15 protein-coding genes are annotated in these 11,522 nt (G+C 65.7%); all 15 read left to right on the top strand.

Translation table 11 applies throughout. The features are described 5' to 3' along the window. Nucleotides 1-61: 61 nt before the first annotated feature. On the top strand, nt 62-796 hold the full coding sequence (locus tag ACFTZB_RS36420) for a type 1 glutamine amidotransferase domain-containing protein (protein ID WP_378439345.1): 735 nt from the start codon (nt 62-64) through the stop codon (nt 794-796). Between the two features lie 188 nt (nt 797-984). Beyond that, the gene (locus ACFTZB_RS36415) at nt 985-2,460 is read left to right on the top strand and encodes an NAD-dependent succinate-semialdehyde dehydrogenase (RefSeq protein ID WP_378439347.1); all 1,476 of its coding nucleotides are present in this window, start codon (nt 985-987) and stop codon (nt 2,458-2,460) included. An 81-nt stretch (nt 2,461-2,541) separates the two neighbouring features. Then, nucleotides 2,542-2,952, top strand: a complete 411-nt coding sequence (locus ACFTZB_RS36410; RefSeq protein WP_378439343.1) for an SRPBCC family protein — start codon at nt 2,542-2,544, stop codon at nt 2,950-2,952. 206 nt (nt 2,953-3,158) lie between these two features. Continuing rightward, the gene (locus ACFTZB_RS36405; protein ID WP_378439341.1) at nt 3,159-4,154 is read left to right on the top strand and encodes a DJ-1/PfpI family protein; all 996 of its coding nucleotides are present in this window, start codon (nt 3,159-3,161) and stop codon (nt 4,152-4,154) included. 28 nt (nt 4,155-4,182) lie between these two features. Beyond that, nucleotides 4,183-4,614 carry a nuclear transport factor 2 family protein gene (locus tag ACFTZB_RS36400; RefSeq protein ID WP_378439339.1) on the top strand — a complete coding sequence of 144 codons (432 nt, stop codon included), beginning with the start codon at nt 4,183-4,185 and terminating at the stop codon, nt 4,612-4,614. Nucleotides 4,615-4,630: 16 nt separating this feature from the next. Continuing rightward, complete coding sequence (locus ACFTZB_RS36395) at nt 4,631-5,113, top strand: nuclear transport factor 2 family protein (RefSeq protein WP_378439337.1); 483 nt, start codon at nt 4,631-4,633, stop codon at nt 5,111-5,113. 18 nt (nt 5,114-5,131) lie between these two features. Next, on the top strand, nt 5,132-6,658 hold the full coding sequence (locus ACFTZB_RS36390) for a toluene monooxygenase (protein ID WP_378439335.1): 1,527 nt from the start codon (nt 5,132-5,134) through the stop codon (nt 6,656-6,658). Next, a complete protein-coding gene (locus ACFTZB_RS36385) occupies nt 6,655-6,960 on the top strand; it encodes a toluene-4-monooxygenase system B family protein (protein WP_378439333.1) in 306 nt (101 codons plus the stop codon). The genes ACFTZB_RS36390 and ACFTZB_RS36385 overlap by 4 nt, the downstream gene beginning before the upstream one ends. Next, nucleotides 6,957-7,277, top strand: a complete 321-nt coding sequence (locus ACFTZB_RS36380) for an MmoB/DmpM family protein (RefSeq protein ID WP_378439331.1) — start codon at nt 6,957-6,959, stop codon at nt 7,275-7,277. Before ACFTZB_RS36385 ends, ACFTZB_RS36380 begins: the two co-directional genes overlap by 4 nt. Further along, the gene (locus ACFTZB_RS36375) at nt 7,274-8,281 is read left to right on the top strand and encodes a toluene hydroxylase (RefSeq protein ID WP_378439329.1); all 1,008 of its coding nucleotides are present in this window, start codon (nt 7,274-7,276) and stop codon (nt 8,279-8,281) included. The genes ACFTZB_RS36380 and ACFTZB_RS36375 overlap by 4 nt, the downstream gene beginning before the upstream one ends. A gap of 10 nt (nt 8,282-8,291) precedes the next feature. Further along, nucleotides 8,292-8,618 carry a Rieske (2Fe-2S) protein gene (locus ACFTZB_RS36370; protein ID WP_378439327.1) on the top strand — a complete coding sequence of 109 codons (327 nt, stop codon included), beginning with the start codon at nt 8,292-8,294 and terminating at the stop codon, nt 8,616-8,618. Then, nucleotides 8,615-9,859 carry an NAD(P)/FAD-dependent oxidoreductase gene (locus ACFTZB_RS36365; RefSeq protein WP_378439325.1) on the top strand — a complete coding sequence of 415 codons (1,245 nt, stop codon included), beginning with the start codon at nt 8,615-8,617 and terminating at the stop codon, nt 9,857-9,859. The genes ACFTZB_RS36370 and ACFTZB_RS36365 overlap by 4 nt, the downstream gene beginning before the upstream one ends. Continuing rightward, nucleotides 9,856-10,593, top strand: coding sequence for an iron-sulfur cluster assembly protein (locus ACFTZB_RS36360; RefSeq protein WP_378439323.1), 738 nt, complete (start codon nt 9,856-9,858; stop codon nt 10,591-10,593). The genes ACFTZB_RS36365 and ACFTZB_RS36360 overlap by 4 nt, the downstream gene beginning before the upstream one ends. Before the next feature lie 34 nt (nt 10,594-10,627). Beyond that, nucleotides 10,628-11,017, top strand: coding sequence for a nuclear transport factor 2 family protein (locus ACFTZB_RS36355; protein WP_378439321.1), 390 nt, complete (start codon nt 10,628-10,630; stop codon nt 11,015-11,017). 221 nt (nt 11,018-11,238) lie between these two features. Further along, nucleotides 11,239-11,522: FadR/GntR family transcriptional regulator (locus ACFTZB_RS36350; protein ID WP_378439319.1), on the top strand; the 284-nt coding region annotated here is incomplete at its 3' end.

Genomic DNA, 11,522 nt, shown 5'->3' with positions numbered 1-11,522 from the left:
CTAATGGGCCGAGGAAACACCCTGAGCGAACAACCGAGACGAGAAACGAGGCACATCCGACATGACTAGCGCCCTCATCGCCGTCACCGGCGTCGACTACTGGACGCTCGCCGACGGCACCACGCACCCCTGCGGCTACTGGCCGGAGGAACTCAGTACGCCGTACCAGGTCTTCGTGGACGCAGGCATCGACATCACGATCGCCACCCCGGGCGGTGTCACACCCACTGCCGACCAGGTCGGGTTCGCTCCCGAATACAACGGAGGCAGCGCCGAAGAAGGGCAGCGCATCAAGGCGCACCTGGAGTCGATCGCGGCCCTGCGTTCGCCCGAGGTGCTCGAAGACGTCGATGCGGCGTCGTTCGATTTCATCTTCGTGCCCGGGGGGCACGGTCCGATGGAGGATCTTGCGGTTTCCGAGTTTTTCGGTGCTCTGCTGCGTCAGTTTTTCGATGCCGGCAAGCCGGTGGCCGCGGTATGCCACGGCCCGGCCGCATTGCTGCCCGCGCGGGATGACAACGGCGAGTGGCTCTTCGCGGGCCGCAAGGTCACGGGGTTCAGCAACAAGGAGGAGCATCAGGTGGGCTTCGCACCGCGTGCGAAGTGGCTCCTCGAAGACCGTCTGAAGAGCTCGGGAGGTGTCTATTCGTCCGCGCCGGATGCGTGGACCGAGTTCGTCGTCGTCGACGGCAATCTGTACACCGGTCAGAATCCCGCCTCGTCGGAAGGGATTGCACGCCGGCTGGTTCTCGATGTCGTGGAACGTCGCCAGACGGTCGACGCCGCCGCCCGGTAACCCTGGAAACAACAGATCGCAGAGGGAGCCGGAGGGCATGCTCCGGCTCCCTCTTGGTCTTTCACGACCACATGTCACGCCGAATCATCGATCCAATTCGTGCAGTCTTCGAAAAGGTTGGTAGACAACGACGTCGGCGGTCTCCCTCACGCTCCGAACTGCACCAACAGAGAGGCTTACCCGTGACCATGACCGACTCGCTGCAGGACCGTATCGCGTCTGTCGACGCACAGTACGGCGTCCTCGTCGGCGGACGCCGGCTCCCGGGATCGCTCGGCACGTTCGACGTCGAGGATCCCGCAGACAAATCCGTCATCGCCCGGGTCGCGAACGGGGGAGTAGCCGAGGCCACCGCCGCGGTCGATGCCGCCGCGGCTGCGGCAACCGACTGGGCCGCGATCAGCCCTCGGCAGCGATCCGAGATTCTCTACCGTGGCTTCGAGCTGATCCGGGGAGAGGTCGACGGTCTCGCGGCGCTGATCTGCGCGGAGAACGGCAAGTCGATTGCCGACGCCCGCGCCGAGGTCACCTACGCTGCGGAGTTCTTCCGTTGGTATGCCGAGGAGGCGGTGCGCACGGAGGGCACGTACGGTCCGGCGCCGGCCGGCGGCGTGCGTACCGTCGTGACCCGGCGCCCGGTCGGCATCGCCGCACTCGTGACGCCGTGGAACTTCCCGGCCGCGATGGCCGCCCGCAAGATCGCGCCTGCGCTCGCGGCAGGCTGCACCGTGGTCCTCAAGCCGGCCGCCGAGACCCCGCTCACCGCCCTGGCAGTTGCGCGGCTCCTCGCTCGGGCCGGTGTCCCTGACGGCGTAATCAACGTGGTGCCGACCCTCGAAGCGGGCGAGGTGGTGCGCACCTGGCTCGAGGACGACCGGGTGCGCAAGCTGTCCTTCACCGGCTCGACCGGTGTGGGCCGCCTGCTGCTTCGCCAGGCCGCGGACCGGGTGCTCAATGCGTCGATGGAACTCGGCGGCAACGCGCCGTTCGTCGTCACCGAGGATGCCGATCTCACGGCGGCCGTGGACGGCGCGATGATTGCGAAGTTCCGCGGCGGAGGGCAGGCGTGCACCGCGGCCAACCGGTTCTACGTCCACGCCGACGTCGCGGACGAGTTCGTCCGACTCTTCGCGGATCGGATCGAGACGCTCGTCGTCGGACCGGGCAGCAACCCGGATACCGAGATCGGCCCGCTGATCAACGGCCGCGCGGTGGAGAAGGTCGCGGCACTGGTGGACGACGCGATCGCCGGCGGTGCCCGTGTCGCCGCACAGGCCGCTGTCCCTGCCGAGCTCGGCGGATATTTCCATGCGCCCACCCTGCTCGTCGATGTCGCCCCCGATGCGTCGGTGGTGCGGGAGGAGATCTTCGGACCTGTTGCCCCGGTGGTGACCTGGCGCGACGAGAACGAACTGGTCGGTCTTGTGAACGGCACCGAGATGGGCCTGTCCGCCTATCTCTACGCCCGCGACCTCAAGCGGGCGCTCCAGCTTGCCGAGCGAATCGAGGCCGGAATGATCGGCATCAACCGTGGCCTCGTCTCCGACCCCTCCGCGCCGTTCGGTGGGCTCAAGCAAAGCGGACTGGGACGCGAGGGCGCCCGCGAGGGACTCGCGGAGTACGCGGAGATCCAGTACTTCAGTGTCGACTGGAGCGAGTCGTGACCACCGGGACGATCGCGCTATTTCCTGCGCGTGAGTGATCAATTCAATTGCAGTACAATGACATAACGATAGGGGATTGACATGCCATCCATTCGCTCTCATGCCATTCTCGACCACGATGCGGCGTCGGTGTGGTCCGTCGTCAGGGATGTCGGCTCGGTTGCCGACTGGTTCCCCGCGATGACACATTCGGAAGCAACCAGTTCCGGGCGCAGCATCACCCTCACGGACGGCGCCACGCTGATCGAGGACACGGTGACACTCGACGACGACCTACGACGTCTCCAATATCAGCTCGTCGGTGGTGATCTCAGTGTCGACTCGCACCTGGGCACGATTGACGTCATCGATCTACGCGACGGCCGCTGCGTGCTCGTCTACGGCTCGGACGTCGAGCCGGCGGAGGTCGCTGCGGCGTTCGACGCGGCGATCCGCGAGGCCGTCAACCGTCTCGATGCACACCTCACCGCACGGCGCGCCATGTCTGCCTGAGCCCAGTCGTTGCGGGAGAACATGATCCGGTCGAGCAATCGAGCAGGCGACTCGCCGTGCCTCTTTCGCTCACATCGAGTGCCCGCAGGAATGCGCAACACCACAGCAGGATTCTGTGATGTGTGCCAGGCCACAATCCAGCTAGGTTCAAAGAACTCAACCAGTCCATTACCGGGAGTCAACGAATGCCTCGCATCGCTTATCTTGTGACCAGTGCACGGGAGATCGATCTCCGTGACAGCAGTAGCCACCCGACCGGATTCTGGGCCGAAGAGGCGCTGAAGCCCTACGAACGGTTCGTCGAAGCGGGCGCCGACGTCGTCGTGATGACGCCGGACGGCAAGCCCCCGGTCGCCGACCCCTACGGTCTCGACCCGATCTTCCACTACCCGGACACGGATCGGGACTTCTTCGCGTCCGTCTACCGAACGTTCCATCACGATCCGGACGACATCCGGATCACCCTGCACAACACGACGGAACAGGAGTTGATGGCCGGCCGCCGGATCGCGGGACGGCTGGTCGAGGCCGGCAAGACATCCGCGGAGGCACACGAGATCGTCAGCCGAGCCGCCAAGATAGCCTGGGCGCAGGACCGTTTGCTGGTCGACGTCATGCTCGCCGAAGGACTCGACGGTGGTCTGTCCGAAGAGTCGCTGCGCGGCGCGGTCCAGGAACTGGTGGCGGACAGCCAGGCCAAGTCGGACGAGCGCAAGGCGAAGCTGGACGCAATCGAGGGTTTCCGTTCGCCGCTGGCGCTTTCCGATCTGAGCGACGAGCAGCTCGCCGAGTTCGACGCGGTGTTCGCGCCGGGTGGACACGGACCGATGGTGGACTTCCCGGAGAACGAGGACATCGGCAGGCTGCTCGGAATCCTGCACGCCAAGAACGCACCGATCGCCTCGCTCTGCCATGGCCCGGCCATGCTGCTGTCGGCACCGGAGCGTGCGGACGGTCAGTGGTTGTTCGAAGGGTTCCGGCTCACCTCGTTCACCGACGAGGAAGAGGATCAGAACAAGCTGGGAATGCTCGGTATGCCATGGTATTTGGATGCTGCACTGAGGAACGCGGGTGCGGTGTTCGATGACGCACCGTACCCGTGGGCCTCCCACGTCGTCGTGGACCGGAACCTCATCACCGGCCAGCAACCGAACTCCACCGACGCGGCCGCCACCGCCACGTTGAAGGCATTGAATCTGTGAACCCGCGCGCTATTTCGAGGAGTCAGTCATGACCACAAGCCCCCGCCAGACCGTGGAGGCCTTCATCGCCGGCTTCCGCCTCCAGGACGTGGACGCGGCACTGTCCACCGTATCCGGCGACGTGCAGGTGACCGTGTACCCGCTTCAGCTCTCAGACAGCGGAAAGCCGGTGATCAGCAAGGTTCTCGACGACATCGTCGTCTCGTTCCCGGACCTGCACCTCACCGTGCGGAACGTGCTCGAACTCGGCCGAGTCGTGGTCGTGGAGATGAAGATCGAAGGCACCCAGGCTGCCGACTACCTGGGCGCGATCAACCAGGAGAAGCATCTCGACGTGGACTCCGCATGGCGGTTCACCGTCACCGGAGACGCGATCACCGGAATCGACGTCTACTGGTGCCAGAACCAGCTCTACCGCCGTCTGGCCGTGAAACGAACCGACCAGGTAACGATCGTCTAGAAGGAGACACCGTCTCATGACCATCCAACTCGATTCCGCTCCGACCATCGGAGCCCGTAAAGCCACCGAAGTCGTCACCGAGTTCTTCAACGCCTACCGGCGCCGCGATGTCGAGGCCATGACTGACATGTGCACGGACAACGCGGATTTCTCCTACATCCCGTTCGAGGTGTGGGCCAAGCAGCGGGTGATGCGCGGCGACGGCAAGGTCCGCACGGTCGGCAAGGTGATCTGGAGCGGACTGATCAACGCGTTCCCCAACCTGTTCAACGTCGTGCACCACATCGACGGCAACGACGACGGCGACGTCGTCGTGGCCTGCGACATCGCGGGCACGCAGCAGTCTGCCTGGGCGTTCATCGCGCCGCAGGGCCAGCCGTTCTCCGAGCCGCACCTGTTCATCATGCACGTCAACCCGGAAGGCCTGATCGACAGCATCCGGGCCTACTGGGACAACGCGGGCGTCTGCCGGCAACTCGGCCACCTCGAAGTCGACTAGCGAAGGAACACCAACACCATGGCATTGCTCAAGCGAGAAGAATGGCAGGACTTCGTCCGCGACGTCGACTGGACCCTGTCCTACGTGGACGACGAGGCGGTCTATCCGGAATGGTTCTGCGGAACCGGCAAGGTGCCCCGGGATGCGTGGCTGAAGTGGGAAGAGGACTACAAGGTCAGCTACCAGGAGTACGTGTACACCCAGCGTGAGAAGGAGGCGTCGACGTACGCGGTGAAGGCCGCGCTGCAGCGTTCGACGGTCTTCGACAACCTCGACGAGGGCTGGAAGTCGTCGACGAAGATGCACTTCGGTGGTGTCGCGCAGGTCGAGTACACCGCGACCCTGGCCGAGCTGAAGATGGCTCGGTTCGGGCTGAGCGCGGCGTGGCGGAACATGGCCACGTTCGGTCAGCTCGACGAGCTGCGGCACGGCGCGCTCACCACGTACTTCGGACACGAGTTCGTCGGCAAGGACCCGCAATTCGACTGGACGCAGAAGACGTACTCCACCAACGACTGGGTGCCGATTGCGCTGCGCACCTACTTCGACGGCATCATGACCACCTCCAACGCGGTCGACACCGCGCTGATGGTGCCGCTGGTGTTCGAGACCGGTTTCACCAACCTGCAGTTCGTCGGCCTGTCCGCGGACGCTTTGGAGTCCGGGGACATCAACTTCGCCAACATGATCTCGTCGATCCAGACCGACGAGGCCCGGCACTCCCAGCAGGGCGTCGCGACCCTGGAGATCCTCGTCGAGCACGACCCGGCCCGTGCGCAGTGGGTGATCGACAAGGCGTTCTGGGGATCCGCCCGCCTGTTTGCCGCCCTGACCGGTCTGCCGATGGATTACTACACCCCCGTCGAGCACCGGAAGCAGTCCTACCGGGAGTTCATGGAGGAGTGGATCATCGACCAGTTCCTCCGCACGATCGAGGGCTACGGACTGAAGAAGCCGTGGTTCTGGGACGAGTTCATGCGGGGACTGGACACCTGGCACCACAGCCTGCACCTGGGCATGTGGTGGTGGCGCCCGACCCTGTGGTGGAAGCCGAAGGCCGGTGTCTCCAAGGACGAGCGCGACTGGCTGCGGGAGAAGTACCCCAACTGGGAGACGATCTACGGCGAGAAGTGGGACGTCATCATCGACAACGTCAACAACAACAACGTCGAGGCCACGCTGCCGGAGACGCTGCCGTGGCTGTGCAGCACCTGCCACCTCCCCGCCTGCAACCCGACGATGGCCCGGGACGGTAGCTGGAAGGTGCGCGACCACTCGCTGAAGTACGACGGCAAGACGTACCACTTCTGCACCATGGGCTGCCGCCAGATCTGGTGGAAGGACCGCGACAACGTCAACCACGAGACGCTCGTGGACCGGTTCCTCGCCGGCCAGATTCAGCCGATGACCGTGCCCGGCATCCTCGACTACATGGGCGTCACCCCGGACGTGATGGGCGACGACCCGGACTACGCGGCGTGGACCAAGGACTACATCGGCCGCACAGCCAGCGGCCTCATCCTGACGGGAGACGCGAAGCGATGACCGGAGAAAACACCCAGTTCGGGGTCGAGGACCGGGCACCCGAAGTGGTTCCGTTGAATGCGATCTTCTCGACCGATTTCGTGCAGATCCTGGTCCCGGTGACCACCGCGGACACGATGGACGAGGTCGCCGCCGCGGTGGCCCACCACTCCGAGGGGCGGCGGGTGCGAGCGCTCCCGTACCCCAAGGTCGTGATTCACAACGGACGAAAACTGCCGGGGCACAGCACTGTTGCCGAAGCCGGCATCCAATCGCACGACCACGTCGCGGTCGAGTACGACATCCCGGAAGAGGCGTCATGAAGAACCCTGTCGGACCTGTATTGCGGATGGGCGAAGAGGTCGATCAGATCATCGCGGCGATCGAGGACGACAACCCGGACACCGACATCGAGATCATCGACCGCGGCTCGTACGTGCGCATTCAGGGCGAGGAGCGGGTCGTGCTCACCGAGGCGTCCCTGCAGGCCTACCTCGGCTCTGATTACCGCATCCGGTCGCTGGAAAACCTGATGTCCTCGTTCAGTGGTCGCGCCATCACCGCGAGCGACTCGATCACCTGGCTGAGCTCGGGTGCCCGCAAGGACGCCGCACCCGTCACGGAAGGAGCGGACCGATGACCACGCCCGCACGCAAACGCAAGCTCCGCACGTTCAGCGCATTCGGCGACGTTCGCCGGATGCCGAGCGAGTACGAGATCGTCACGCACGCCCAGAACTGGAACACCAGAAACGGCCGGCTCAGCACGTTCGAACAGAACACGTCCTCCCCGCTGAACCTGTGGTTCCTCACGTACCGCGAGAACTCGCCCCTGCAGGCGGACGACTGGGACAGCTTCCGCGATCCCGACCAGATCGCCTACCGCTCCTACGTGAACCTGCAGGCCGACGAGCAGACCAAACTCGACGGCATGCTGGACAGCTACTCGGGTGCGGACGCCGGACTCTCGCAGAAGCAGGTGACGCGGCTCGCGACGGCGCACACGCCGTCCCGCTACCTGGTCCACGGCTTCCAGCAGGCGCAGGCCTACGTCGCCTACATGGGCCCGAGTTCGACGGTCACCAGTGCGGGCGGATACGCGAACGCGGACTTCCTGCGCCGGGTGACGATGATCGCCTACCGCACCCGCATGCTGCAGATCGCCCATCCGGACTCCGGAATCGGGGTGAACGAGCGGCAGATCTGGGAACAGCACGAGGCCTGGCAGCCGGCCCGCGAGGCGATCGAGCGGGCGCTCGTCGCCTACGACTGGGGCGAGGCGTTCACCGCCCTCGACCTCGTCCTGGCACCCACGTTGGACGACGTCCTGATCCGCCAGTTCGGCGAGATCAGCAAGGCCGACGGAGACGAACTCTCCTGGCTGTTGTCCGGGCTGCTCGACCGCGACAGTGCACGACGCAACCGCTGGACCGGCGCCCTTGCCCGGCACGCGGTGGAGCAGCGGCCCACCAACGTGGCGGCGCTGAACAAGTGGATCGACCGCTGGTCGGCGCTCGCCGACGACGCAGCGGAAGGACTGGCCGGACTGCTCGGTGCGCCGGCATCCGATGTAGTTGCAGGCGCGCGCGCCGCACGCGAAGAGTTCCACAACGGCTTCTTCGCCGCGGCGGCAACGGCCAACTGAGGAGAGTGCGATGAGTGAAACGTTGGCGCAGCAGTGGCACACGGTCTTCCACTTCGACGACCTGTGGGAAGGCGAGATGGAGTCCGTCGAGGTGGACGGCAAGTCGGTTCTGCTGATCAACCTCGACGGTGAGGTGTTGGCCTATCGGAACCGGTGCCCGCACCAGGATTGGCCGCTCAACGACGGCGACCTCGAGGACAACAAGCTCACCTGTGCCCAGCACCTGTGGGAGTTCGACGTCACCACCGGCAAGGGGATCAACCCGTCCACCTGCGCACTGCTCACGTACCAGTGCAAGGTCGACGGCGACGGCAACATCTCGGTGTGTGTCGGATGACCAGGTTCGTGCTGGTCGGTGGCGGGGTCGCTTCGGCGGCCACTGCTGCCGGCCTGCGGGAGGCGGGATTCGACGGCGAGATCGTGCTCGTCTCCGACGAATCCCATCTCCCGTACGAGCGCCCGCCGCTGTCCAAGGAGTTCCTCACCGGAACGTTCGCTCACACGGACTTCCGGGTGAATCAGGAGAGCTGGTACGCCGACAACGCCATCGAGTTGGAGCTCGGAACCCGGGCGACGGATCTGGACCCCGTCGCCCGCCGAGTGTCCCTTTCCGAGGGTCGATCACTCACGTACGACGCCCTGGTACTGGCCACCGGTGTCCGGGCGAGGACCCTTCCCGGCTTCGACGGCGAACGGGTGCACTTCCTGCGCACGATCGCGGACGCCGAGCGGCTCGGTCAGCGCCTCGCGCCCGGGCGCCACCTGGCGATCCTGGGTGCGGGGTTCATCGGCTGCGAGGTCGCCGCGGTCGCCGTGGCGCGCGGGCTGCGGGTGACGGTCTTCGATCCGGGTCCCGTGCCCCTCGGTCGTGCGCTCGGCGCCGAGATCGGCGGCGCGATGGGCGGCATCCACACCGAACGCGGCGTCGAGATCCGCACCGGCGAGGTGGTCTCCGCGATGACCGAGACCGCATCCGGGGTCCAACTGCGGACCAGCTCCGGCAAACTGTTCGAGTGCGATGATCTGCTGGTGGGTATCGGCTCGATACCCAACTCCGAGATCGCGGCGCAGGCCGGAATCGACGTGGACGGCGGAATCCTCACCGACGAGTACGGCCGCACCAGTGTGCCGCACGTGCACGCGATCGGGGACGTCGCCTCGCGGTTCCACCCGGTGCACGGCCGCAGACTCAGGGTCGAGCACCACGAGGTCGCGATGCGGCACGGTGCGAACACGGCCCGCAACCTTCTCGGTGCGTCCGAACCGTTCGCCGAGGAACACTTCTTCTGGTCCCACCAGTACGAGCACAACCTGCAGTCGGTGGGGCACTTCGCCGGTGGCGGCACTCGGGTGATCCGCGGGTCGATCGAGGAGCGGTCGTTCTCCGTGTTCTCCCTCGAGAACGGACGCATCCGTTCCGTCGTGGCCCTGGACCGGCCCCTCGACGTGCTGCACACGCGCAAACTGCTGGCCGTGCCACACGAGGTCACCGCGGAACAGCTCGCCGACAAGGGCTTTCCACTCAAGAGCCTGCTTCCACGAAAGGCAGGCGCACGCCGATCGGAGGCGAGAACATGACGACACTGGCCGAAGCCACCGACATCGTCGTCCGGGAGCACCAGCTCCGGATCACCGAGCCCGACGCGTCGAAGGCGCTCGAACGGGTGACGGGTCAATCCGCCGCGCAGGCACGGGCGAAGTTGCGTTTCGGGCCCGGGATCGTCTGCGAGCAACTGGCGCGGATGCTGGACAAGGCGTTGATCCGGGCGCAGGAGCGTGGACTGGACGCCGGCACCCTGGTGCTCAGCGGCGGCAGCGCGGTGGCCGCCGAGGACATCGTGCGGGTACGGCGCAAGGCACACGGCGTCGCCGACTTCATCAACAGCCCGACCAGCGACGTGACGATCGTGTTGCGGCCCAAAGGGCTGGTGGCAGCGGCGTCGGTCGCCCCTCCTGCCGCGCCGCCGAGCGTGCCCCAAGGGCGGCAAAACGCGCCGGAAACAGCGGCGGAGCTCGCGGTTCGCGAGGCGCTGTACGACGTGATCGACCCCGATCTCGGCGTGAACATCGTCGACCTCGGGTTCGTGCGCCGAGTCGAGATCGCCGACGACGGACTCGCGACCATCACGATGACGCTCACGTCGGCGGCATGCCCGCTGACGGTGGTGATGGAGAGCCAGATCCGCACTGTGCTGTCCGAGATGGACACCGAGTACGTCGTGCAATGGGAATGGTTGCCAAGCTGGCGCCCCCACGACATCAGCGAAGACGGGCGCGACCAGCTACGAGCGATCGGGTTCACCGCATTCTGAGATTGACAATCCAATCCGACAAGGAGATCTGAAGATGGCAGTTCAGGACGAAGAGAAGATCGAGACATTGAACGCGCTGATGAAGGCGTTCAACGCGCACGATCTGGACGCGATCATGGAGTTCTTCACCGAGGACTGTTCCTTCGACACGTCGAAGGGACCCGAGCCGTGGGGGCAGCGTCTCACCGGCAAGGCGGCGGTGCGCGAGGGACTGGGCGCGCGGTTTGCCGGAATGCCCGACGTCCAGTACGACGCCGACCGGCACTGGGTCTCGGGCGACCTCGGCGTCTCCGAATGGCTCGTCACCGGCACGACGACCGACGGCAAGAAGGTGAGCGCGCGCGGATGCGACCACTGGGAGTTCCGGGACGACAAGATCGTCCGCAAGGACTCCTACTGGAAGATCGTCGACGCCCCCGCCTAGGACGGCACCGCCCTCGATACTCGCCCAGCCGCACAGCCGAATCGACTTCCTGTGCGGCTGGGCGTCCCACCGTGGGGCGGAGGCCGGTCGAAACGGGGCAGCGGGTACGGTGAGAGAAGATAAAGTATAGTTATGATGTTTAAGCGTGGGGTGGAGCCTCGGCGGACGCACCCTCCGGCTTCGTCAGACTCTCATCCGTCCTGAAGTGCGTTGGCGGGGATATGAATTCTGTGGAGAAAGACGTCTTCTCTATCGATCTCGGTCGGGTGCGGGACGACTCCGTCTCGAAGTTGGTCGACGGCGTCGTGCATCAACTGGAGATGACGATCGCGGTCGGCCTGCTGGCCGGCGGGGAACGGCTGCCCACCGAGGCCGAGCTGGCCGCCAAGCTTCAGGTTTCGACGGTCACGTTGCGGCAGGCTCTGACCGTTCTGAGGGACCGCGGTCTGATCGAAACCCGGCGCGGCCGCGGCGGCGGGAGCTACGTCCGCGACTTCGGCACCGC

Source organism: Rhodococcus sp. NPDC057014, assembly GCF_042673295.1.
GTDB lineage: Bacteria > Actinomycetota > Actinomycetes > Mycobacteriales > Mycobacteriaceae > Rhodococcus_F.
Note: the sequence above shows the minus strand (reverse complement) of the source record. Positions and strands in the feature narration are given on the sequence as shown.

Coding starts and splice junctions, on each gene's coding strand:
- ACFTZB_RS36420 (WP_378439345.1), top strand. CDS start 62: ATGACTAGCGCCCTCATCGCCGTCACCGGCGTCGACTACTGGACGCTC.
- ACFTZB_RS36415 (WP_378439347.1), top strand. CDS start 985: ATGACCGACTCGCTGCAGGACCGTATCGCGTCTGTCGACGCACAGTAC.
- ACFTZB_RS36410 (WP_378439343.1), top strand. CDS start 2,542: ATGCCATCCATTCGCTCTCATGCCATTCTCGACCACGATGCGGCGTCG.
- ACFTZB_RS36400 (WP_378439339.1), top strand. CDS start 4,183: ATGACCACAAGCCCCCGCCAGACCGTGGAGGCCTTCATCGCCGGCTTC.
- ACFTZB_RS36395 (WP_378439337.1), top strand. CDS start 4,631: ATGACCATCCAACTCGATTCCGCTCCGACCATCGGAGCCCGTAAAGCC.
- ACFTZB_RS36390 (WP_378439335.1), top strand. CDS start 5,132: ATGGCATTGCTCAAGCGAGAAGAATGGCAGGACTTCGTCCGCGACGTC.
- ACFTZB_RS36385 (WP_378439333.1), top strand. CDS start 6,655: ATGACCGGAGAAAACACCCAGTTCGGGGTCGAGGACCGGGCACCCGAA.
- ACFTZB_RS36380 (WP_378439331.1), top strand. CDS start 6,957: ATGAAGAACCCTGTCGGACCTGTATTGCGGATGGGCGAAGAGGTCGAT.
- ACFTZB_RS36375 (WP_378439329.1), top strand. CDS start 7,274: ATGACCACGCCCGCACGCAAACGCAAGCTCCGCACGTTCAGCGCATTC.
- ACFTZB_RS36370 (WP_378439327.1), top strand. CDS start 8,292: ATGAGTGAAACGTTGGCGCAGCAGTGGCACACGGTCTTCCACTTCGAC.
- ACFTZB_RS36365 (WP_378439325.1), top strand. CDS start 8,615: ATGACCAGGTTCGTGCTGGTCGGTGGCGGGGTCGCTTCGGCGGCCACT.
- ACFTZB_RS36360 (WP_378439323.1), top strand. CDS start 9,856: ATGACGACACTGGCCGAAGCCACCGACATCGTCGTCCGGGAGCACCAG.
- ACFTZB_RS36355 (WP_378439321.1), top strand. CDS start 10,628: ATGGCAGTTCAGGACGAAGAGAAGATCGAGACATTGAACGCGCTGATG.